The following is a 22,785-nucleotide window of genomic DNA, read 5'->3' as shown; positions in this document are numbered from 1 at the left end:
CAGGACTATTGGTATCAAGATCTGGGCTAAGCGATACATGACATTAATGCGAAATTTTTGATATATCTGATCATATACCGAGAATCACCTGCATTTTGAGGTTCAAGCTAACTTGTTGGCGACAAGTTGATCCACCACCGACGGGTCTGCCAGGGTGCTGGTATCGCCGAGACTGTCCAGCTCGTTCTCGGCGATCTTGCGCAGGATGCGGCGTCTTATCTTGCCGGAGCAGGTCTTGGGCAGGCCGGGGGCCCACTGGATGATATCGGGCCTGGCGATGGGACCGATTTCCTTCACGCACAGCTGTACCAGCTCGTCTCGCAGCGCGTCGGTCGCTTCCACACCCTGCATCGGCGTGACGTAACAGTAGATGCCCTAGTCGCATAGCCGTCACCAAATTCTGTCAGCGCATTCATTGAGATTTTCACGGACTGGTGGAAGTCCAGCTTGGAGGGATCGTTAGTTTGTGCTTCGAAGGCCTCCACCTCGGCGATGATGCCCTCGGCACCCAGTTTGATCATTTTCTCGTAGCCGGGGGCGAGGTGATCAATGCCACCGGCTTCCTACAATTGATATTGCAGTGCTTCACTCTGCTCCTTAACAAAGCGCATCTGCTCTTTCTGCCCGTCAAAGGCAAGATAAGCCATATTCTTGTCCTTCCAGAATGGAATATATGACTGGAGTATTGCCTGCTCATCTTCGCTGATCTCGAGAGGATTGACCTTGCGGGTGGGTAGTTTGTCGACACCAATCATTATGCCCAGACCGCCCAACTCCGGATAACAGATGCCGGCGACACGTTTGGCGGTGAGGTGGCCAACAATCAACTCGTCAGGATAGATTTTCACCGTTTTGTTAGCCAGGACATGGCGTGTCGCCTCCGCTATCTGCACGGCCGTAGATTTCCCTTTGTTGGCCTCATCCATGTAATACACTGACCAAAGCACTGCGCGCTCGATGCAGCCACCGTAGATAGCCTCGTCGACAGCTTTCTTCAGGCGAGCGACTCGAGCACCATCTTAAAGCTATGGCTGCTTTCATATCGCCCCGCCTTAAACGAAGCACATACTATGAAGAGTACAAGGAGTTGATATTAATTCGATTAGATAATATATATGAGTATTATCAGAAATTTGAATAAGAGGTGGCCGGTGCTTCGAAACCAGGATTTGAATCTCTTGCCCATATTTGATGCATTGATGCAGGAGCAGCAGCTGTCCAGAGCGGCGGAACGGTTGTGTATGAGCCAGCCTGCCGTTAGTAATGCATTGAAACGTCTCCGAATCAGCTTCAGGGATGATCTATTTGTCAGGACAAGACGGGGGCTGAAGCCAACCCAGCGTGCAATGGAGTTGCATGAGGCTATAGCACCTGTTCTCGAGTCACTCAGCCATACGTTTGACGATCAAACCTTTAGTCCAGAAGCATCAGATAGGGCCCTGGATATCTCAATGGATATTGCAGCGGAGTATGTTTTCGCTCCTGATGTGCTGGGAATACTACATCCGGTCGCTCCAAACCTTAGAATTCGGTTCCATCCTGACCATATTCCAGACATTTCTGGGCGTTTGAAAGATGGGCGTTTGAATTATGCGTTGGAGTATGGGCCAATCTTATCCGATGAGTTCGATTCGGCTCATTTTGCGGACGAAACCCTGTCGGTAATCTGCGCCAAAAATCACCCAAGCATCAAGGGAAGTCTCTCTCTGGAGCAATATACTTCGCTTCCGCATGTGTCGCTGATCCCACGCCCCAGCTTTTCTGCAGGTCAAGCAGCAGGGGAAGTGACTCCCGTTGAGTACATCGTGGGAAGTGATTTGCCTTCAAGAAATATTGGTCTCAGGGTGGCCAGTTCGCTCGCTATTCCTGAGATTGTCGCGACGACAGACTTTATCGCCACGCTGTCTAGCCGATTAGTTCTACCTCTTGTTGAATCTGGGGAGCTTCAGCGCTTCGATCCGCCTTTCAACAATATAGGGTTTGAGTTTCGTCTGTACTGGCATAAGAGTCGGTCTAAAGATCCATTTCACCAGTGGTTTATCAACGAGCTTGCTGAACACCAAAATAGCATTCGAGGTCAGAGGAACTAAAGTTACGCTGAATCGGCAAGCTATTGTCTGTCCTTTATTAGTCCCCACTTTCCAGCGCGCTCCAGCCGTTGATTTTCCATTTCAATAGCTTGCAGGCTCTTTCGAATTTCCTGAATGTGGAGAATTGCTGCGGCACGCGCCTCATCTGGCTTCTGATCCATAATGGCCACAAAAATTGAGCGGTGTTGTACACTCAACATCGTTCGCTGTTCCGGGCGATGATAGAGATTATTTACTGACGTGATAACAGAATCTAAAAGTAGTTCGGACAAACTACGCAGCGTGTATGCCAGGAAGGGATTGTGGGTTGCTTCTGATATCGCTCGATGAAAGTTGTGATCCATTTTTGCTTCGATGTTCACGTCAATCTCACCCGAGGTCGAATGGTCCATTGCTTCATAGGCCTTAGATATACGATGGCGGTCAGCCGGCGTCAGGCGTAAAGCAGCGTAGAAGGCGGATTGCCCCTCCAGTAACTCTCTGACCTCCAGGAGATCGTATACGGCTCTTGAGTGGTCTCGAAATAGGTGCCGAAGGGGCGACTGATCGGATGCCGCGGGTAACATTTCTGACACAAAGGATCCCCGACCACGCCGAGTCTCGATAATTCCCCTACCTCTTAACTCCTTCAGCGCTTCACGCACTACCGGCCGCGATACAGAAAGTCTTTGTGCCAACTGGCGCTCGGAAGGGATTTTGCTCCCTGGGAGCAATGTTCTATCTAGAATCAACGCTTCCAACTGCCTGGCGACATCTTGATAGAAAGGGTCGTTGGTGCTAATCATATGGTATTACCAGTTAGTACATGATCAAAAACTATTGGTACAGTCATTCAAATAGACATGTTGAATTGATACATGGAAACACAAACTGGTATTACCACACGAATTAGGGGTTGTCTATCGCCGATTAAGGTCTAGACTGCGGACAAAGCAGATTTGGATGAGCCAACCACGTCAAAGGCAGTACATCCTGATGGAGTCCCGGTTCAGGCCACCACGCATTGCCGGTAGGCGGGAAGGTGAGCGGAGATAAAAACCCGTACTAGAGGTCGCCTTCCGGCAGATTGTCGGTGAGAGGTTCGCGATTTCAGACAAAGCAACAGAGAAGCCTTATGAATGGGATGGGCTATCGGTGTACTGCGAGGAGTCTATGCTTGTGGTCCTGCCGGGCACCGCTGGCCAGCTAAGAGAAGTCATAAGGCTCTGTCGGATGTATGAAGTCTCAATTGTCACTCGCGGGGCGGGCACCGGACATAGTGCGGGGTAATGCCTTCGCCCGATAGAATTGTCCTACCGACCGCAAGGCTAAATCAAATGAAGAACTGGATCGAGCTGGTGGATCAGATAGCCAAGTAGTGAAGGAGCTCTGGCTACAATAGATTCGTGAACCAATGAAATGCGGAAGTGAACGCGGGAGAAAGCACTTGACAACCATGGATACCAAATCCTTACGTCGACAGTTGCGGTTTTGGGGTTGGGGCTATGCTGATGAAGATCTGAGTGATGCTGAAAAGGACTCTATTGACTTGTTCGTAAAGAAGGGAGTGAATGCGGATGCTGTATTGGCAGAGGAGCCGCAGGTGACGGATTTCGCTCTACCGGCACCTCGAATCACCGCACCGGCCAGTATTGAGCGCATCTGCTCTAGTTCAGACTATGATCGTCTTGTACACAGCTACGGGAAATCGTTTGCAGATACCGCCCGAATGCTGTTGCGGGATGTACCGAACCCACCCGATATCGTGGCCTTCCCGGAAACGGAAGCGGATATCATGGACATATTCTCCTTTGCAACTGAATACAACGTTGCAGTCATACCTTTTGGCGGTGGCACCAGTGTTTGCGGGGGTATCGAGGCTGCCGTAGGAGATGGCTATGCGGCCACTATATGCCTGGATATGGAGAGATTTAACAGGGTTTTGGAGGTCGACGAAATCAGTAGAACGGCCCGGATACAGGGCGGCATGCTTGGACCGGATATTGATGAAGCCCTCAAGCCCCATGGTTTTACGTTACGACATTTCCCCCAAAGTTATCAGTTCTCCACCATCGGCGGTTGGGTAGCTACTAGGGCAGGGGGGCACTTTGCCACCCTTTACACCCACATTGACGATCTCGTTGAGTCAGTGCGGATGGTGACGCCCTCAGGTGTAATCGAGACGCGCCGTTTGCCTGGTTCAGGCGCGGGACCATCGCCCGATCGTATGATGATAGGCTCAGAGGGTATTCTGGGTGTCATCACCGAAGTCTCCGTACGCATACAAAGCTTGCCGGTTTGGAAGGCAACGGCTTCTGTTACATTCGAAGATTTTTTTCAGGCTGCAGAAGCCGTGAGACTCATCTCACAGTCCGGCCTGTTCCCTACAAATTGCAGGCTTCTCGACCAGGATGAAGCGTTGGGGAATGGTGTTGTGAGTGAACCCTTGTCTGTGCTCGTGCTTGGGTTTGAGTCTGCAGATCACCCGGTACGAGAATTAATGGAAAGAGCAATCACTATTGCCAGGTCTCAGAATGGTCAGATCGACGACGATAGCATCGTGTACAAAGAACGCAAGAATGACGGCAATGACCAAGCTCAGCGGGAGGCTGTGAGTACCGAAGCAGATAAGTGGAAGAATGCCTTCTTCCGAGCACCCTACTTAAAGAACAGAATGATGCAGTATGGGCTCATAGCCGATACATTCGAGACCTCAATAACCTGGGAACGCCTGCCGGAGTTCTACACCGGACTCAAATCCGATATCGCGCAGGCAATAGAGTCGGTAACCGGGCGCCCGGGGCGAGTGTCCTGTCGATTTACCCATGTTTATCCCGACGGCCCTAGCGTGTACATAACGTTCGGAGCAGTGGGCACCAAAACCGGAGATTTCAAGGAGTTGTTGGACCGCTGGTGTGAGCTTAAGAAAGTCGCGAATGAACAAGTAATTGAGAGAGGGGGAACAATTACTCACCACCATGCGGTTGGTAGAGATCATCGAAGTGGATACGAAAAACAGATGCCTAAGCTATTTCTTGGAGCGCTGACATCAGCAAAATCTGCTCTTGATCCTCAGGGCATTCTTAACCCCGGAGTGCTTATTGACCCTGAAAACAGGCGAGTGGGAGTGACTGGAGTAATGGAAAAGCACAGTTAGTCGAGCTGTGTAAGCAGATTGTTTGTCGGAGTCCACACACTGTAATCGTACCTCGAGGGGAGTGATTCATATGATCTTACAATTAGGTAACGCGCGTCCCAAGAGACGGGGACAGTGTTTTGTAGCGCCGGGCGCCATACTCATTGGAGATATCACACTTGGAGAAAATTCGAGTTGTTGGTTCAATGCCGTGGTGCGTGCAGATAATGATAAAATCTCTTTGGGCGATAACACCAACGTACAAGATGGGGCGGTCTTACACTGCGACCCTGGCTTTCCGTTGATTGTTGGCGACAGTGTGACGGTGGGTCATCAAGCGACCGTCCACGGATGTACTGTTGGTGACTTCACCTTGATCGGCATTAATGCGACCGTGCTTAACGGTGCAGTCATCGGAAAGCACTGCTTGATTGGGGCACATGCGCTGGTGACAGAGGGCATGGTGATTCCAGACGGCTCTCTGGTTGTGGGCTCGCCCGCAAAAGTACTAAAGCCTCTCTCTGAATCACAGAAAGAGTCGTTATCACAATCTGCTAAAGATTATGCACAGAAAGCGGCAGAGTACTCTAAAAACATGGGTGACCAGGAACTCATTGAATTGGAAAAATAAACCAGTTGCAATGTGACATCTGTGGGAATTTTACCTGGTTGAATCTGCCTGTGCCAGCATTTGGCTGATAGTCAGTAATAGAGCTATCCTGCGCGATGTCGGGAGGTCTTAGGGCTCTGCGGTAGTTCCTCTGGCCTAAAGGATCAATTCTTGGGTCAAATCGTCATATTCCTGAATGGCGTTATATGGGAAACTCAACGGCGTTATATGCATACGAACTACTCCGCGACTCTTGCGATAAGATCCTTCGAGAGAATGCATATTCCGCGAATAAGCAAACTTCGCAGTCGTTTTACTCTCTCCAGTGAGGAAATGCGTATTATGACCAGACTTATAATAAGCCTCATCACCTCGTTACTTTGGATACTGCCCGGTACAGTACTGGCTGGAGCAAAGCCCAACATCCTGGTGATCTGGGGTGACGATATCGGATGGCTCAATATCAGTGCTTACAACGATGGCTTAATGGGCTATCAGACACCCAATATAGACCGTATCGCCGAGCATGGGATCCGTTTTACAGATCACTATGGAGAGCAAAGCTGTACAGCAGGTCGATCTGCATTTATTACGGGACAACATCCCGTTCGTACCGGACTTACCCGAGTAGGTGTGCCGGGTTCCTTACTCGGTATACAACCAGAGGATCCGACTCTCGCCGCGTTGTTAAAGAACTTCGGTTATGCCACTGGACAATTCGGCAAGAATCACCTAGGGGATCGAAGTGAGTTTCTGCCCACTGAACACGGATTCGATATTTTTTTCGGCAATCTTTATCACTTGAATGCAGAACAAGCACCGGAGCATCCTGATTACCCGAAGAGCCCCTTATACAAACAACTGTTCGGTCCTCGAGGAGTTGTCCGATCATACGCTGATGGCCAAGTAGAGGATACTGGACCACTGACGATTAAGAGAATGGAAAGTGTAGATGCTGAGTTCCTTGCTGAGACGCTGCGCTTTATAGACGACTCGCATACCAAGGGCGTCCCGTTCTTCGCTTGGTTTAATTCAACGCGTATGCACACGGTCACCCATCTGAGTGACAAGTGGAAGGACAAGACGGGGCAGGGTGTGTACGCCGATGGTATGCAGGAACACGACAGTCACGTCGGTGCTCTTTTGGACAAGCTGGATGAGTTGGGAATTACTGAAAACACGTTGGTGTTCTATTCCACAGACAATGGCGCACAACTTCATAATTGGCCAGATGGTGGTATGACCCCGTTCCGAGGCGTAAAAAATACGACCTGGGAGGGGGGCTTCAGGGTGCCTGCTATTGTGAGTTGGCCGAGAATGATTCAACCCGGCATATCCAATCAAGTGATGTCACACCTCGACTGGTTACCTACCATTTTGGCCGCTGTAGGAGAACCTAAGATAAAGGACAAGCTTCTTCAGGGATACGTTGCCAACGGCAAGAAGTACAAGGTGCACCTTGATGGCTATAACTTTCTCCCCCACTTGACAGGCGCCCAGGCTACCGGGCCACGGAAGGAGTTTTTCTACTTTACGGATGGGGGAATGTTATCAGCTGTCCGAGTTGGGGATTGGAAGGGGATGTTTGCACAGCAGCGAGCTGTGGGTTTTGATGTTTGGAATGAACCATATACACAGCGAAGATTGCCTGCCATATACAATCTTCGTAGGGACCCGCTTGAGAGAGCAGAGATTGACAGTGGATACTTCGTAGAGTGGTACGACGAGTTATTGCCGGCTGTTACAGGATTATTTTATCTGGAAATTCAAAAATTTCTTGCCACTTTCGAAGAGTTTCCGCAGCGACAATCCCCTAGTTTCAATATGATTGAGGCCGCAGACAGAGCAATACAAGGTGGCAAATAATTGCAGTCTCTGCTTGTTAGAGGCATTAATTCAATAGACCTCCTTGGGATCAGACCCTAAATAAGGTCTTGTTGTAGAGCGTGATCAAATCTGCTCGGTAAACCCGCTGACTAGCGGAGAGTGCGCTTAGTAGGAAGTGGAGCCAGGACCTGGCGGAATACGATAACCGGGGCCAGAGATAGAATTTGAAGTGCATCAGTCACATCACTCGATGACGAAACGCAACCCAGCGTTATCCTCAAGTCGCTTGATCAGGTCGAGCCCCATAGCCGCACTGGGCGTCCATATGCCGCCGCTGGCCAAGCCAGGATTTTTGGCCAGGCAGACTGCACATTCTGCGATCATTTTGCTAGTCGAACCGTAACCAGGATCCATGTCGCCATGGACGCTGATCTGCGCAGAACGCCCACTATCTGAGTTCCCGGCAAACAAGATATCGTACATACCACGTTCTCGTTCCTCGCGGGAAGGACCTTGACCTGGTGGTGTGCTGTCTTCTGCCATGGATTGATCAGCAGCCATTGCATTTGCTAATTGCTCACCTTCCACTCCAGGTCCGGTCACAAACATTTCGTCGTAAACAAACTCTTCCCCATACATGCGATCAAGAAGATGGTTGGAACGATGTACGGTTTTAGTATTAATGACAGCCATGACAAAGGGGGCGGTCCACGTCTCTAGAGCGTCGTCATATTGCGGCTGATTTCCCGGGGGCTGGCTGACACCAGTATAGCCGGGAGTAAAAGCGAAGGGATCCACAAGGCTAGAGAGCAACTGTGGATCTTCGGTAACCACTGAGACGGTGGATCTAAAGCTCGCGAGAGTGCCCCCAGACCAGGAACCTTCCATGCTTCTGACCCTTCCCCTGACTCTCGAAAAGGGCTCAGAGTATTGCGATAGTGCGTGCAGTTGCAAGAAGTAGACGCCAAGGTCAAACGGTACAGAATCAAAGCCACAGGAGAAGACGATTCGAGCACCGCTCTTTGCTGCTACTTTCTCATACTCCTTGATCATTCTCTGCATCCAAAGCGGCTCACCACATAGATCAACGTAGTCAGTACCTACCTCCGCGCAGGCTGCCAGTAGCCCACTACCATATTGTTGGTATGGGCCAACTGTAGTGAGCACCACCTTGCATTTTGATGCGATCTCTCTAAGCGAAGAGAGATCATTGGCATCAGCCTCTAGAACAGGCACGCTGGGAGAGAGTCCCAATTCGTCTCGGGTGGTTTTAAGTTTTTCGAGATCGCGACCGCACATTGCCCATGCAAGCCCCCCATCTGTGCCATCGCCATACTGTGAATGGAGATACTCAGCAACAAGCCTGCCGGTATAACCACTTGCTCCAAAGACGATGATGTCGAACTTGTTTGGGATTGCCATGGCAGTCGTCCTTACTATTCAGTTGGAAAGAGGTAGGAGCGAAACCCTATCACTGGAGGTCTCTCTAGTAAATGCAATTGGCCACGAGTTTAAATAGGTCTTTCATAGTAGTTAAAGGTGTCCAACAAGAACTGTGATTGTGTGCTGGCAGGGTCAATCAGTGATTTCATCGTTTCGAAAAACGGTCAGGAAAATTCCAGATACGATGCGCTGACAGATTATTCAAATATCCAATATGTATCTTAAGAAATATTGAATTGTTAAGCGTCAGGCAAGGTGCGATGTTGGGGTGCTTTCTGTATCTCGTCCATTTATAAACTTAGTTGAAGGTCAACGCTTATGTCTAAGCTCACGGTGAAAGCGCTCAAGGAACTAAAGGGCCAGAGAAAAATAGCCATGTGCAGTTCTTTTGACTACTTCCATGCTCGAGCGTGTGAATTGGCCGGGTTGGATGCGATCGGTGCAGCTGGATCGTTCATTAATTTCTTTGTACGAGGGAGATTATCGGCGAACGATGACACGCTCGAAGATGCGCTGCTGGCGCTGGAAGGTGTCAGGAACGGTGCTCCAAATACCTTCATTTTTATGCTCCCGCCATTCGCTGATGAGTTCTGCGGTGTTGAACAGTCGTTGAGAAATTCGGCGACCTTGTATGCGGCAGGTGCCGACGCCATAAGGATTCAGGGGGCTAGTAAAACAAAGTTGCAAAAAATGGAGGTAATGACACAGGAGGGCATACCAGTTGGTGGACACCTAGGTTTAATGCCAAGGTTTACTACTTGGTTTGGTGGATTCAAGTGTCAAGGTAAGAACGCCCGTGACGCACTCAGAATTTATGAAGAGGCTAAAAGGGTAAAGGAGGCAGGCGCCTGTTGGATCGAACTTGAATGTGTGCCCTATAAGGTAGCGGCGGAGATTACCAAGAGGGTCGGAATTCCTATCATCGGTATAGGCAGCGGTCCAGACTGTGATGGTGAAGTACAGGTGCACCTGGATACTCTAGGACTCCAGAATTTTCACATCCCAAAACACTCCAAAGTGTACACCCGGTTCCATGAAGAGAGTATTGAGCATGTTACGACCTACAGGAACGAAGTCGTGGGTGGCACGTTCCCCACGACTGATTACGGTTTTAAGATTGACGATGATGAGTTCGATCTCTTCATGAATGAAGTGGAAAAAGTATCTTGAGCGGTTATCCGTCACTACAAGATGGAAATCCGTAGGGTGCTGAAACCGGCGTGTTGATTCAGGGTAGCCATAGAGCCCTCAACATTCACGGCACGAATGAAGCACATACAATATATTTGCTTGTTTTATGTTTTGGCGTTTGTGATGATTCCAGCCTCTTCAAAAGCAGGCGCGCTGATCTAGAATGGAGCTTTCCGTTCACTGAGTCACGTGTCAGGATCATACTGTAAGTACAATGTTAATTTTGGGAGAGAGCGAAGATGTTTTCACCGAAGGCTGAAACAAACGCCGTCAAACGAGACTATCAACATATTGAAGTTACGCCTTATGGTGCTGCCTTGGGTGCAGTTGTCACGGGCGTGGATCTTCGCAATCCAACGGAAGAACAAATGGCGGAGATCAAGTGTGCGATCACTGACCACTCCGCTATCTTCTTCCGGGGGCAGGATATCACACCAGAGGATCAGGAGCGTTTTACCACCTACTTCGGAGAATTTGGTGTAGACCCATTTGTTGAGGGAATGGACGAGCATCCAAACGTTCTTCGCCTTCTAAAGGAAGCCGATGAGTCCACGAATGTTGTGTTCGGTGGAACCTGGCATAGCGACTGGTCATTTCAGGATAAGCCACCTTCTTACACTATACTTTTTGGAAAAGACATCCCTCAATATGGTGGCGATACGCTCTTTGCGAGCCTGTATAACGCCTACGAGTCATTGTCACCGACAATGCAAGGTATCTGCGAATCCCTTAATGTCGTTCACTCCGCGAAGTTTGGGTATGGCGATCATATGGCAGATCTCTATGAAGCTGTGCTGGAAAACATGGACGTCAAAACCGGCGGGGAAGATGCCAATCGCTTGAAGACACACCCCATGGTGACCGTACACCCCGAAAGCGGTAAGAAGGTGCTCTTCATTACAGGTATCTACAGTTTGGCTATTGAAGGCATGCATTTGCATGAGTCGCAGTTACTGCTCGAAACCCTTCAGAATAAGATTGTCGAAAACCCACTGAATCTTTGCCGATTCCGCTGGGAGCCTGGCTCCCTGGCAATGTGGGACAATCGCTGTGTCCAGCACCTCCCAATGGCGGACTACCAAGGACATCGTCGCGAAATGCTGCGGACCATTGTGTCCGGAGGTGTCCCGATGGGTGTATAAGCTACGAGGCCATCGATTGGCGGGCGTATCGCGTCAAACTCGTTAGATTTTGGCCGTGTAGTCTTGGAATTGTTGCGTCAGCCAAACATGAGCTGGGTCTTTGGACCGACTTCTATGCCAGTACAGGTTCATGGCATATTCTTCTGTTTTGAATGGTGCTGATAATTGTTTCACTTCCCCTCGATCGATCCACGGTTTGGCGACAGTCAAACCCACCGTCGCTATCAGATCGGTCGCTGCCACTATTGAGGGAATGGTGAGAATGCTGCCAACATGCATGGCTACGTTTCGCATGGGTAAATTGGCCCCGAGAATCCGTTCAACCGGTGTTAGGTCTCGCGAGCTGTCCCCAAGGTCCGAGTACGCGCGAGGAGAGACCGACACATGAGGCATCGACTGGTATTGCTCTAAGCTGATTTTCTCTTTAAGGGTAGGATGGTTTTTCGCGCAGATTACCGTGAGCTTGTCTGTAGATAAGAGAACAGAGTCGAACTTGTCCTCTGGTAGAGGAACGTACTCTAGCGCGTAGTTCAGCCTGCCATCCTTTAGCCTGGATGGGATTTCAGGAAGGTAATCAGGATAAAATCGAAACCTCAGTTGAGGCGCTGCGTGGCGCAGAGGTTTAATGAAGTCAGCGAGGAAGAGGGTTTCCATAGTAGTGTTTATCGAAATGTTGATAACCCTGTCTGATATCATGGGATCAAACAGCTCGCTTTCAAAGCTCCGTTGTACCAGGTTTAGAGCTGGCCCAATCAGTGTATGTAACTCCAATGCTCGCTCGGTCGGCACCAGCCCCTGCCGCGTGCGAACAAACAAATCGTCCTTGAAGCTCAATCTCAGCCTCTTGAGAGCGTTGCTGACTGCAGGTTGACTCATGCTGAGTGCCTCAGCAGCCTTGGACAACTGTCGTTCTCGTACGAGAGCGTCAAATATAGGAAGTAAGTTTAAGTCCTGATTTCTCAGCATGCTCATTTTTCACTCAGTAAAATGATGTTCTTACTCTACGTTGTCTCTGGTAAACCGTTTCAATTGGGCAGAGACCTTCTCCAATTGTAAGTACTTTACAGAAACGACCCTCTCGCAGCGAACTTACTATATTACGGGTCTCTCCGTGGCGGTCGACAAGAAGCTGCCCAATTTAACATAAGATAGGTTATTGGCAATTTTTTGAGAGTCATTTCCGATTTAACATAATGCACATTATTGACCGTTCTGCGGACATCTCTACTATCCTGTATTTTTTTATTAACTTTCTACGATTAAGGCGGTCACTACTCCTGAAACCGCTACAAGTTTAAGTAAAAGAAGCTCATGAGTGATCTGATCATTATCGGTAAGGGGTTTGATCTCGTTCACGACCGTGAAACTCGGTATGAACATTTCAGAGATTATCTATACACCAAAGACAAAGAGCTGGTAGCTGCACTAGAAAGGTTCATTGACGTACCAGATCTATGGCAGGACTTTGAGAATAACCTCGCGCTTCTAGATATTCATGATATCGCTGAATACGCAATGGAGCTCAGCGCAACAGAGGACATGTATCGGCCGATGAATAACTCGGGAGGCCTTCATGCTGCAGCACATTTCTCAAGTATTTGTAAGCAGTTGGTTGCGTCATTTACTAGAGATCTGAAAAGCCACATGGCAGACTGGATAAATAAGATTGATGGCCCCAATGACGAGAGGCTCAGCTGCATTGAGAACGTTGATTACGCGATATCCTTTAACTACACGAAAACCCTTGAACACATATATGGGGTAGATCGTGAAAGTACCTTCTATATACACAATACCCCTGGAGGTGAATACTACGGATTCATCAGTGTTGATCGACTTTGTGAAATTATCGATTGGTCTGGTATCCACCTCATTTTCGGACACGGTGCACGGGATCGTGAACCACAGCGATTTGATAATCCAATTCCATCGATGACGCGTGATTATGACAATAACGCGGCACATTTTAGGCTAGAGAGTGCATACGAACTACTAAATGGATTCTACGAAGAGGCGGCCAAGAAAACAGAAGCGGTTATCCCCGAACTGGGGCATTTCTTGCGATATGCAAGCGATGTCAAGCGTGTGTATATAATTGGTCACTCATTGTCGGACGTTGAGATGCATTACTTTCAGGTAAATGCAGGTCACTTTGGTTCCGACGTGGAGTACCATGTCTCCTATTTTGCCACCGATGATGAGGAAGAAACGGAGAGGGCAAACTTGGAATACCAGGTTGCGCAGTTTCTGTCTAAAAAAGCGAGGAGAGCTTTTTATAACCTTGCACGACCTGATTGCCCGCTTAGACATACCGCTAACCTAGATGGGCAATAAAGATAATTGTTCGGGAGGAGGTTCTAAGAGCGTAAACGCGCTTCCTCTATGACAGATTTTTCAAGGCATCACTGATGGCTTCTTCCGGCGGCTCGTCATAAATCACCGTCGTACTGGCGGATTTATGACCAGCGACTTTTTGGGCCACCTTTAAAGATTTCTTCTGCCTGTGAATGATGTCTGTAATAACGGAACGTCGGCCGCTGTGGGAGCTGGCTTTTTCGATGCCGGCCCAGCCCCTCAGAATCAGGGCCATATGTTCCTGTAGGGTGTTGGGAGAGTAGGGGCCGCCTTTCTGGGTAACGAAGAGAGGATCAGTGGGTTTGGTGCCAGGATCCTTCTCCAACCGTAGGGCCAGGTAGGCGGTCAGAGCATCCCTCAGTGTTTCGTCCACGAGTGGTAAGTCTCTAGACTGACCCGAACGTTTTTTAACTGCCGGATAAAAGCGCTCTGGGTCGATCTCCACACCGGCTTTGGCCAGATCAACAATCTGCGCGACGACCTGGTCAAATTCCTCGACGGAGAAACTCACGGTCCGTCGTACATATTTGGGTGTCGATCGGCCCATGGCATTGGCGCCCTTGGTGTAGGATGCTGGCAGAGTCATTACCTTGAATAACGTAAAACCGGGTGGTGACTTTTTCAGTCGGGCGACTTCCTTGATCTGGAGCAGGGCGATCTCTTGGGCGCGCAATCCCAACTTCGCGCTGATCTGCATGATCGCCGTATTCTTCTCCGGATGGCGATGATCCTGGATTACCTCAAAGACCCGTTGCCATTCTTCTGGAGTGGGAACACGTGCCTGGCCTGACTTTGCCATGGTGGGGCTCTCTTTGTAATCCGTAATAATGCCCTTTTAACGGATTATAGACTAGATCTTATGGCTAGTCAGCTAGCGAAACATCAAATATTTCTTCTTTCGAATCAGATAGATAGATAGATAAACTGAACGGGATATCTCGATAGTTTACACCGAGAGAGACAAACGCTGCATTCGGCTATTTTGAGAAAGGTGTATGGAAGGCACGTATCCACAGGAGAATCAATCGGGAGAGGTTGGGCACCACGCCGTACAGTGCTTTGGCGCCAAGCACCCATACACATGGCGCCCTAAGGACCTGGCCGGTGACTCAGACTATGGCTACGACTTTCTGGTAGACGTGATCGTTGATGGCAATGCCCGAGTGGACTTCCCAGGTTCTCGCCACATCTTCGCCAGTTAACCGTTGACCAACTGCGATGGCCAGACATTCCCGCGTATACAGGTCAATGACCGTTAGCATGCGCAGCCGTCTGCCATCGAACAGCGCATCGGACACGAAATCCATACCCCAGATCTGGTTTGGATAGCCCGCCACCTGCAACGGCTGGCGCAGCATCGCCTTGCCCAGGCTAAGGTCCGCCACCATACGCTTCAGACGGGCGTTTCGGCCTCTAGCATCTTCAGGCGCTTCAACTCCGATGGACCTAATCCACCATACTTCTTGCGCCAGTTGTACAGCGTGGCGTCTAATGCGCCCATCTTTCGACACACCTCCGCTACCGGCGTACACAGTTTAACCTGCTTCAGCGCAAACGCTATCTGCTCTTTCGTGTATCGCGATTTCTTCATCGCATGAGTCCTTGCTCAAGGGGTTCATCATGCCAGAAATTCTACTTTTAGATGGATCGGAATCCTGGGAGAGGGTCATTTAATCTGGCGCGGATCATCTTTGTATCGCGGCTTTATTTTTCGAATCAACAGGTATTACCAGTTACTCTTTAAGAATGTGCCGCTATTTATTATCTGCTATGTATATATTTTAGGTTGTAATTCAATATATAACTGGTATTACCAGTTCAAAGATTGCTTGATATTGAAGCGATCCTGGGGAAAAATCAACCACCAATATAGACCACCAATCTGGGAGACAGGGCGATGGCTCAACGAATCAAAATGGCCGAACTGAGTGTGGATGAGACACTGCTTCGATTTATCAATGAAGAGACTATTCCAGGCACAGGCGTATCTGTAGACGCGTTTTGGAATGGGCTGTCAGCCATTGTCTCCAGGTTTAGTGAGGACAATCGCCGCCTTCTCTCGGAGCGGGACACAATACAACAAAAAATCGACGACTGGCATGAAACTCACGGTTCCCCCCTAAGCCAGATGGATGCTTACACTGACTTTCTTAGAGAAATCGGCTATCTGGTTCCCGAGGGAGAAGATTTTCAAATCGCAACAGAAGGCGTAGACACAGAGATAGCCGAAGTAGCAGGACCCCAGTTGGTTGTTCCTGTGAGTAATGCACGATTTGCACTAAACGCTGCTAATGCGCGATGGGGTAGTTTGTTTGATGCCTTCTATGGCACCGATGTCATCTCCGAAGAAGGGGGTGCCACTCGCGGATCGTCCTATAACCCCGCCAGAGGAGAGATTGTAGTCGAAAGGGCACAGGCATTCTTGGATGAGGCACTGCCGCTGTCTTTCGGAAGCCATTGCGACGTAAAGGAGTATGTAATGGGTGGTGCGGTTGACGCCCTGACTCTGGAAGTACAGCTTGCGGATGGTAGAACGGTCTCACTTGCAAATGCCGAACAGTTTGTGGGTTATCGGAAGGTTGATCAGACCACCGTATTGCTTTTTGAAAACAACGGCTTACACATAGAGATCCAGATAGATCGCTCTCATCCTGTGGGCGCCGCAAATGCGTCTGGCATCAAAGATGTAGTGCTGGAATCTGCACTGAGTACGATACAGGACTGCGAAGACTCGGTTGCTGCGGTGGACGCGCAGGACAAGGTCGGTGTCTATAGCAATTGGCTGGGTCTGATGAAAGGTGATCTAGCCGAAAGTTTTGAAAAAAGTGGGAAGCAGATGACGCGTCGGTTGAACCCGGACCGCAAGTACGTTTCCACCTCCGGAAAAAGCCTCGTGCTGCCTGGTCGTAGCCTTATGGTGGTTCGCAATGTCGGCCATTTAATGACGACCGATGCTGTTCTAGATTCCCAAGGGTGTGAGATTCCCGAAGGAATTCTGGATACGATGGTGACAGTGTTGTGTGCCATACATGATCTAAAGGGGACTGGTGCAGTTCGCAATTCGAGAACCGGAAGTGTTTACATCGTTAAGCCAAAGATGCACGGACCGAAGGAAGTGGCCTTTACTAATGATCTGTTTGCAGCTGTCGAAGATGCTCTGGGACTTGATCGATTTACTATCAAGGTCGGCGTAATGGATGAAGAACGTCGTACCACGGTCAATCTGAAGGAGTGTATCCGCGCTGTAAAGGATCGTCTGGTATTCATTAATACAGGATTTTTGGATCGCACCGGCGATGAGATTCATACAAGTATGGAAGCTGGCCCAGTCCTCCAGAAGGAAAAGATCAAGGCAGAGCCCTGGATCGCTGCCTACGAAGATCACAATGTGAACGTGGGACTGTCCAGTGGTCTTGAGGGTAAAGCACAAATCGGCAAAGGTATGTGGCCTAAGCCTGATGAGATGGCGCAGATGTTGGAGACGAAAGGCATGCATCCCCTGGCCGGTGCAAACTGTGCCTGGGTGCCTTCACCTACTGCGGCGACGCTTCACGCTATCCACTATCACCAGACGTCAGTAAGTGATGTACAGCAAACATTAAAGGGCCGCGCCGCCGCTTCTCTAACAGAGATCTTGACGCCGCCAATCATCAGCAGCGAAATGCCGAGTGAAGATCAGATCCGTAAGGAACTTGACAACAATCTCCAGGGAATTCTCGGTTATGTGGTTCGCTGGGTAGAGCAGGGGGTGGGCTGTTCAAAGGTGCCCGATATAGACGACGTTGGGCTCATGGAAGATCGGGCGACGTTGCGAATCTCCAGCCAACACGTTGCAAACTGGTTACGGCATGGAATCTGTACTCGTGATCAGGTAATGGAATCGTTAAAACGAATGGCAGAAGTAGTCGATGGGCAGAACATGGGTGATGCGAACTACTCAAATATGGCACCCGACTACAACGACAGCACCGCTTTTCAGGCCGCCTGTGAACTGGTGTTTGACGGATGTAAGCATCCTAACGGCTATACCGAACCTGCGTTGCATGCCTGGCGACGGAAATTTAAGGAACGTTCTCGCAGTTAGCGAACGGGGGAGAATCAGAGATGCTTACGATCAAAAGGCTTTCACTTGAACTCGCTGAACTTCTCGTAGAAGGGGCCAAACAGCGGGCCACGGAAATCGGCGTTCCCATGTGTATCTCAGTGGTCGACGAGTCTGGCACGCCGATTACCTTCACTCGAATGAACGGCGGTAAGGTGACGAGCGCGACCATTGCACTGGACAAAGCCTATACTGCTGCCGCAGCCCGCAAGGCGACCCATGAATACAATCACGCCTGTGTGCCAGGCAACCTGGCGTTTGGAATTCATACGGAAGTAGGTGGCAGGTTGAGTACGGTTGGTGGTGGCCTCCCAGTCGCTATTGATGGAGACATAGTGGGAGGGATCGGCATTAGCTCTGGAACGCCGGATCAAGATATGGATTGTGCACAGGCCGGTATCGACCATCTGAACTCGGCTTTACAAGCCAGATCATGACAAAGTTCCTAGGCCGGTCGAAGGTGATCCATGGTAGTGCGTGCTGACAAAAAGGCATATCTGGCCAATCACTTCCGGCAGTTTATTGACTCGGAATATGTGATCTGCGATGAGGAGACCCAGCGTCCATACGAGTGCGACGGGCTTTCCATGTATTGTCAGCAGCCAATGCTGGTTGTGCTTCCGGACACGGTTGAACAGGCAAGAAAGGTCGTAGAAATCTGCCATGAACAAAAGATCCCTGTGGTGGCAAGGGGCGCTGGTACGGGACTGTGTGCTGGAGCAATGCCTAATGCAGAGGGTGTAGTGCTTTCTCTGGCAAAGTTCACTCGGATTCTCGATATCGATCCCCTTGCCAGAACGGCGAGGGTACAGCCTGGTGTTAGAAACATCAGTATTTCGGTAGAGGCTGGGAAAGTAGGACTGTACTATGCTCCAGATCCCTCCTCGCAAATTGCATGCACGATTGGCGGCAACGTTGCCGAAAACTCCGGAGGAGTACATTGCCTCAAATATGGCTTAACAGTCCACAACATCATGGCGGTCGAAATGATTACCGCCGATGGCAGTTTGATCACCCTGGGAAGCGAAGGCCTAGACACGAGCGGATTTGATTTGCTCGCACTAATTCATGGCTCAGAGGGACTGTTGGGAGTCATCACGGAAATTACTGTCAAGTTGTTGCCGGTACCTGAAAAGGCCCAGGTCACGATGGCCGCTTTTGATGATGTAGAAAGTGCTGCGAACGCAGTGGGAGCCGTTATTTCAGCTGGCATCATTCCCGCTGGCCTCGAGATGATGGATAGGCATGCCATCGTAGCTGCCGAGGATTATTGTCATGCGGGCTATCCGAAGGATGCGAAAGCTCTACTTCTTTGTGAGCTTGATGGAGTAGAGGAAGAAGTCAACGATTACTGCGAACGGGTCGGAGAAATATTTCGGCAGCACCAAGCTGCTGAAGTTCGCGTCTCACAAACTGAAGCAGAACGTGCGCTGCTGTGGAAAGGACGGAAATCAGCATTTCCAGCTGTAGGTCGTATCTCACCGGATTACTACTGCATGGACGGCACGATACCACGTGGTCAATTAGCTTACGTGTTGGGTAGAATGGAAGCCATGTCTCAGCATTATGATTTGCGAGTCGCCAATGTGTTTCACGCAGGGGACGGCAATCTGCACCCTCTCATTTTGTTCGATGCAAATGTTCCAGGAGAGTTTGAGAAGACCGAGGAGTTCGGAGGTCGAATTCTCGAACTCTGTGTTGAAGTGGGGGGCTGCATAACCGGTGAGCATGGCGTTGGGGTAGAGAAATTGCGACAAATGCCAATCCAATTCAACGAGCACGAAATCTCGATGTTTCTCAGCATAAAGCAGTGCTTTGACCCCCGGGAAATTTTGAATCCTGGAAAGGGGATACCGATACTGAAAAATTGTCAGGAGTACCGCTCAATCGACAACCACTCCAAGCCCTGATCTTCGCTGACGCAGAGGAGAATGATAAGTGCCCGACTGCAGCAAACATATAGCTGACCAGATTCGTGACGCCGGTGCTCGACGTCAGAAGCTTAAGATTGTTGGCCATGACAGTAAGCATTTTCTCGGGCGCGACACCGTTGGGGAGGAACTGAGCCTCAAAGAACACGCAGGCGTTGTGAGTTACAAACCGGCTGAGCTGGTGATATCAGCGCGAGCGGGTACTGCGATTGAAGAAATTGATAAAGTGCTGTCGGAAAGTGGACAGATGCTTGCCAGCGATCCCCCAAAGTTTGACGGTAAGGGCAGTATAGGCGGGAGCCTGGCCTGTAACCTCTCTGGACCGGGACGGCCGTGGACGGGATCTCTAAGGGACGCTGTCCTGGGCGTGACGATCATTGACGGACGTGGCGAATCGCTCAAGTTCGGTGGTCAAGTCATGAAGAACGTTGCAGGTTATGACGTGTCGAGGCTTCAAGCCGGTGCCATGGGTTGTCTGGGAGTGATCGCCGAAATTTCTCTCAAGGTAATGCCAAAGCCGGATGCGACCGCAACCGTCGCGATCGAAATGGTGGACCCGTCATCATCCATACGATATATCAATGAGCTCTGCGGAACTTCATTGCCGATTACGGGAGCATGCTGGGATAACGGTTGGCAGTATGTACGGTTTCAGGGCGCTGGCCGCGCTGTCGAGAAGGCTATCAGCGAGATACTGCAATCCAGGTCTGATGCCCGCCAGATTCATTCTGAGGTGAACTACTGGGAAAGTCTCAGAGATCATGAGCACGACTTTTTTTCGTCTCCCGACAAGATTTGGCGCTACTCTGTCAAATCAACTACTGAGTTGCAAAAAGATGGTAGTAGCCTGGTGGATTGGGGTGGAGCTCAGCGATGGGTGCGCGCGGATGGTAGCGTCGATAATATGGCCAAAGAGTGTGATGGCCGAGCAGGGAAGGTCAGTCTTTTTAGGGGCCGCGAGAGTCACGAGGACGTTTGTCACCCAATGGCGGAACCGCTCCAGCAGCTACATAAAGGGCTTAAGTCACGTTTTGATCCAGATTTTCTGCTCAATCCTGGCCGGCTGTATAGTTGGCTTTAGCTCGAGAGAGACGGTATGAAGACCGATATACATTCCAAGTATTTGGAGACAGAGTGGATTTCTGAAGCGGACGACATACTTAGAAGCTGCGTACACTGTGGGTTCTGTACCGCAACCTGTCCCACCTATCAAGAGCTGGGCGATGAGCGTGATGGTCCAAGAGGAAGAATCTATCTAATTAAGCAGTTCCTGGAAGAAGGATCCGCCACCTCCAGGACAGTGAAGCATCTGGATCGCTGCCTGACATGTCGAGCATGCGAAACAACCTGCCCATCCGGTGTGGAGTACGGAAGATTAGTTGACCTGGGGCGCCATGCCATCGATCAGGAGGTTACCCGATCTTTACTGGATCGAGTGATGCGCTGGGCGCTGCTTAGGATACTGCCCTATCGACGTCGATTTGGCTTCTTGTTAAGTATTGGCCAGCTACTTCGGCCAATTTTACCCGCGATTCTCCGTAACAAAATTCCAGCACGTCAACATCCTGAACCCTGGCCCGGCAATAAGCACGATCGTCTTATGTTGGCTATGAACGGGTGTGCGCAGGCCGCCGCTACCCCCAATACCAACGTCTCGACTGCAAGAGTGCTCGCAAGGCTAGGAGTATCGCTAGTGTCCCCCAAAGGCGATGGCTGTTGTGGTGCTGCGAGCTATCATCTCTCTGCGCATGACGAGGCAATACAGCATGCCAGGCGCAACATCGATGCATGGTGGCCATACGTTGAGCGGGGGGTGGAGTCGATAGTCATTACCGCATCCGGTTGTGGCTCGATGGTAAAGGACTACGGAAAGCTTCTTGGAAATGACAAGGATTATGCCGATAAGGCCCGGGTCATCAGTGGATTAGCTAGGGATATTAGTGAAGTTCTTGATTCAGAGGACTTGAGCGTACTCGATCCAGTGGAGATACCAGAAAGAGTGGCAGTACATTGTCCCTGTTCACTACAGCATGGACAACAGCTGCCTGACGTGGTGGAGAACATACTCACTGAATTGGGGCTTAAGACTACCCAGACTGACGAAAAGCTCCTCTGTTGTGGATCAGCCGGAACCTATTCAATCTTGCAGCCGACGCTGAGCAACAGGCTTCTTGATCGTAAGATCGAGGCGCTAATGATAGACGGTCCTGATGAAATTGTGACGGCCAATGTGGGTTGTCAGATGCATCTCGCTTCGAAATCGGAAATTTCAGTACGACACTGGATCGAAATTGTCGATGAGATTACATCACGATAGATTGCCTTTTAGCGGCACTCTAATCTAAATCTAAGCATCTATATGCTTCGCTACCGCTTCTTTGGCGCCACATGTGGTACGGTCAAGCATAATCCTACGCTCGTGCTTTGATCCCAGGGTGCCGTGACAGTCAGTAATGATTTGAATGTCACCGTCAATCGTCGAATACACCTTGTAGACCATCTTGCAGTAGGTAACCTTCCTGAAAAACAACATGGCTTCTGGGTCAGATTAGCTAGTATGATTCTGGATTGAGACGCGACGCTGCCTCTTACCGTCCCTTTAATCATAATGCCTCGATCGATAGCCCTTTGTCGCCCTGGTATCTGGATCGCCATCCGGGCGCTCCACCATACTGTCTAAACCGGCATTTTTGTCAGTGAACCACGCATCTGGGATAAGTTTCGTATCATATACCGGGCCGGCCTCAACCCATCTATCAATAAGGTATTCAGTGACTTGGTGAAATATTTGTTCACCAAAATGCTGGCGGATTTTGGTCGGTCACGAGTGGTCAAGAATACGATTTACCCGCTTAAGCCGACAGGACCAGCAGTAGCCCGTGTTCAAGTCATTCTATTCTCATGGGCATCTGTCAGATTTGATCCCGCAGAGGTAGCCTGTAATCAGCGACTGACGCTCGCCCGCAATCGGCGCGGTAA

The 22,785-nt window shown here is 50.0% G+C and carries 16 protein-coding genes and 3 pseudogenes; 12 read left to right on the top strand and 7 right to left on the bottom strand.

Annotation, left to right across the window (positions count from 1 at the left end; all coding sequences use genetic code 11):
- Positions 1 to 102 precede the first annotated feature (102 nt).
- Positions 103 to 375, bottom strand: a pseudogene (locus tag C0039_RS15600) (AMP-binding enzyme); the annotation flags it as partial.
- Positions 294 to 926 (bottom strand): annotated as a pseudogene (locus C0039_RS21345) (pyruvate formate lyase family protein). The pseudogenes C0039_RS15600 and C0039_RS21345, both read right to left, overlap by 82 nt.
- Positions 927 to 1,115: 189 nt before the next feature.
- On the opposite strand from C0039_RS21345, the gene C0039_RS15590 reads away from it, so the two are divergent.
- The gene (locus C0039_RS15590) at positions 1,116 to 2,090 is read left to right on the top strand and encodes a LysR substrate-binding domain-containing protein (protein WP_101518607.1); all 975 of its coding nucleotides are present in this window, start codon (positions 1,116 to 1,118) and stop codon (positions 2,088 to 2,090) included.
- Between the two features lie 20 nt (positions 2,091 to 2,110).
- Here the strand turns inward: C0039_RS15590 and C0039_RS15585 are convergent, their stop codons facing one another.
- The gene (locus C0039_RS15585; RefSeq protein ID WP_101518606.1) at positions 2,111 to 2,875 is read right to left on the bottom strand and encodes an FCD domain-containing protein; all 765 of its coding nucleotides are present in this window, start codon (positions 2,873 to 2,875) and stop codon (positions 2,111 to 2,113) included.
- A gap of 650 nt (positions 2,876 to 3,525) precedes the next feature.
- Between C0039_RS15585 and C0039_RS15580 the strand changes: the two genes are divergently transcribed.
- The 3 genes from C0039_RS15580 to C0039_RS15570 all read left to right on the top strand — a co-directional run bounded on the left by C0039_RS15580 (position 3,526) and on the right by C0039_RS15570 (position 7,681).
- Positions 3,526 to 5,226, top strand: a complete 1,701-nt coding sequence (locus C0039_RS15580) for an FAD-binding oxidoreductase (protein ID WP_101518621.1) — start codon at positions 3,526 to 3,528, stop codon at positions 5,224 to 5,226.
- Between the two features lie 70 nt (positions 5,227 to 5,296).
- A complete protein-coding gene (locus C0039_RS15575; RefSeq protein ID WP_101518605.1) occupies positions 5,297 to 5,836 on the top strand; it encodes a gamma carbonic anhydrase family protein in 540 nt (179 codons plus the stop codon).
- Positions 5,837 to 6,157: 321 nt separating this feature from the next.
- Positions 6,158 to 7,681, top strand: coding sequence for an arylsulfatase (locus C0039_RS15570; RefSeq protein WP_101518604.1), 1,524 nt, complete (start codon positions 6,158 to 6,160; stop codon positions 7,679 to 7,681).
- 204 nt (positions 7,682 to 7,885) lie between these two features.
- Here the strand turns inward: C0039_RS15570 and C0039_RS15565 are convergent, their stop codons facing one another.
- On the bottom strand, positions 7,886 to 9,064 hold the full coding sequence (locus C0039_RS15565) for a saccharopine dehydrogenase family protein (protein ID WP_101518603.1): 1,179 nt from the start codon (positions 9,062 to 9,064) through the stop codon (positions 7,886 to 7,888).
- 339 nt (positions 9,065 to 9,403) lie between these two features.
- Between C0039_RS15565 and C0039_RS15560 the strand changes: the two genes are divergently transcribed.
- Both C0039_RS15560 and C0039_RS15555 read left to right on the top strand, forming a co-directional pair.
- Positions 9,404 to 10,255 carry a 3-methyl-2-oxobutanoate hydroxymethyltransferase gene (locus C0039_RS15560; protein WP_101518602.1) on the top strand — a complete coding sequence of 284 codons (852 nt, stop codon included), beginning with the start codon at positions 9,404 to 9,406 and terminating at the stop codon, positions 10,253 to 10,255.
- Between the two features lie 260 nt (positions 10,256 to 10,515).
- The gene (locus C0039_RS15555; protein ID WP_101518601.1) at positions 10,516 to 11,418 is read left to right on the top strand and encodes a TauD/TfdA dioxygenase family protein; all 903 of its coding nucleotides are present in this window, start codon (positions 10,516 to 10,518) and stop codon (positions 11,416 to 11,418) included.
- A gap of 42 nt (positions 11,419 to 11,460) precedes the next feature.
- Here the strand turns inward: C0039_RS15555 and C0039_RS15550 are convergent, their stop codons facing one another.
- Complete coding sequence (locus C0039_RS15550) at positions 11,461 to 12,384, bottom strand: LysR substrate-binding domain-containing protein (protein ID WP_243391636.1); 924 nt, start codon at positions 12,382 to 12,384, stop codon at positions 11,461 to 11,463.
- Between the two features lie 345 nt (positions 12,385 to 12,729).
- On the opposite strand from C0039_RS15550, the gene C0039_RS15545 reads away from it, so the two are divergent.
- A complete protein-coding gene (locus tag C0039_RS15545) occupies positions 12,730 to 13,752 on the top strand; it encodes a bacteriophage abortive infection AbiH family protein (protein WP_101518599.1) in 1,023 nt (340 codons plus the stop codon).
- Between the two features lie 46 nt (positions 13,753 to 13,798).
- On the opposite strand, the gene C0039_RS15540 is transcribed toward C0039_RS15545, so the two are convergent.
- Positions 13,799 to 14,572 (bottom strand): tyrosine-type recombinase/integrase, encoded by a 774-nt coding sequence (locus tag C0039_RS15540; protein ID WP_101518598.1) that lies wholly within the window; start codon positions 14,570 to 14,572, stop codon positions 13,799 to 13,801.
- A 385-nt stretch (positions 14,573 to 14,957) separates the two neighbouring features.
- A pseudogene (locus C0039_RS15535) lies at positions 14,958 to 15,364 on the bottom strand (transposase); the annotation flags it as partial.
- A gap of 306 nt (positions 15,365 to 15,670) precedes the next feature.
- Here C0039_RS15535 and C0039_RS15530 point away from each other — a divergent pair.
- The 5 genes from C0039_RS15530 to glcF are packed head-to-tail and all read left to right on the top strand — an operon-like array spanning position 15,671 to position 22,123.
- Positions 15,671 to 17,857, top strand: coding sequence for a malate synthase G (locus C0039_RS15530; RefSeq protein ID WP_101518597.1), 2,187 nt, complete (start codon positions 15,671 to 15,673; stop codon positions 17,855 to 17,857).
- Between the two features lie 20 nt (positions 17,858 to 17,877).
- A complete protein-coding gene (locus C0039_RS15525; RefSeq protein WP_101518596.1) occupies positions 17,878 to 18,312 on the top strand; it encodes a GlcG/HbpS family heme-binding protein in 435 nt (144 codons plus the stop codon).
- Between the two features lie 36 nt (positions 18,313 to 18,348).
- A complete protein-coding gene (locus C0039_RS15520; RefSeq protein ID WP_243391634.1) occupies positions 18,349 to 19,785 on the top strand; it encodes an FAD-linked oxidase C-terminal domain-containing protein in 1,437 nt (478 codons plus the stop codon).
- A 28-nt stretch (positions 19,786 to 19,813) separates the two neighbouring features.
- A complete protein-coding gene (gene glcE, locus C0039_RS15515) occupies positions 19,814 to 20,887 on the top strand; it encodes a glycolate oxidase subunit GlcE (RefSeq protein ID WP_101518594.1) in 1,074 nt (357 codons plus the stop codon).
- 15 nt (positions 20,888 to 20,902) lie between these two features.
- Entirely contained in the window at positions 20,903 to 22,123 is a 1,221-nt protein-coding gene (gene glcF, locus C0039_RS15510) for a glycolate oxidase subunit GlcF (RefSeq protein WP_101518593.1), read from the top strand.
- The last annotated feature ends 662 nt before the right edge of the window (positions 22,124 to 22,785 follow it).

This window comes from Pseudohalioglobus lutimaris (genome assembly GCF_002866825.1).
GTDB classification, from domain to species: Bacteria; Pseudomonadota; Gammaproteobacteria; order Pseudomonadales; family Halieaceae; genus Halioglobus; species Halioglobus lutimaris.
Note: the sequence above shows the minus strand (reverse complement) of the source record. Positions and strands in the feature narration are given on the sequence as shown.

Excerpts from the sequence above, each read along its gene's own strand:
- C0039_RS15585 (WP_101518606.1), bottom strand. The coding sequence starts at position 2,875 with ATGATTAGCACCAACGACCCTTTCTATCAAGATGTCGCCAGGCAGTTG.
- C0039_RS15525 (WP_101518596.1), top strand. The coding sequence starts at position 17,878 with ATGCTTACGATCAAAAGGCTTTCACTTGAACTCGCTGAACTTCTCGTA.
- C0039_RS15590 (WP_101518607.1), top strand. The coding sequence starts at position 1,116 with ATGAGTATTATCAGAAATTTGAATAAGAGGTGGCCGGTGCTTCGAAAC.
- C0039_RS15575 (WP_101518605.1), top strand. The coding sequence starts at position 5,297 with ATGATCTTACAATTAGGTAACGCGCGTCCCAAGAGACGGGGACAGTGT.
- C0039_RS15565 (WP_101518603.1), bottom strand. The coding sequence starts at position 9,064 with ATGGCAATCCCAAACAAGTTCGACATCATCGTCTTTGGAGCAAGTGGT.
- C0039_RS15570 (WP_101518604.1), top strand. The coding sequence starts at position 6,158 with ATGACCAGACTTATAATAAGCCTCATCACCTCGTTACTTTGGATACTG.
- C0039_RS15540 (WP_101518598.1), bottom strand. The coding sequence starts at position 14,572 with ATGGCAAAGTCAGGCCAGGCACGTGTTCCCACTCCAGAAGAATGGCAA.
- C0039_RS15545 (WP_101518599.1), top strand. The coding sequence starts at position 12,730 with ATGAGTGATCTGATCATTATCGGTAAGGGGTTTGATCTCGTTCACGAC.
- glcF (WP_101518593.1), top strand. The coding sequence starts at position 20,903 with ATGAAGACCGATATACATTCCAAGTATTTGGAGACAGAGTGGATTTCT.
- C0039_RS15530 (WP_101518597.1), top strand. The coding sequence starts at position 15,671 with ATGGCTCAACGAATCAAAATGGCCGAACTGAGTGTGGATGAGACACTG.
- C0039_RS15580 (WP_101518621.1), top strand. The coding sequence starts at position 3,526 with ATGGATACCAAATCCTTACGTCGACAGTTGCGGTTTTGGGGTTGGGGC.
- C0039_RS15550 (WP_243391636.1), bottom strand. The coding sequence starts at position 12,384 with ATGCTGAGAAATCAGGACTTAAACTTACTTCCTATATTTGACGCTCTC.
- C0039_RS15560 (WP_101518602.1), top strand. The coding sequence starts at position 9,404 with ATGTCTAAGCTCACGGTGAAAGCGCTCAAGGAACTAAAGGGCCAGAGA.
- C0039_RS15555 (WP_101518601.1), top strand. The coding sequence starts at position 10,516 with ATGTTTTCACCGAAGGCTGAAACAAACGCCGTCAAACGAGACTATCAA.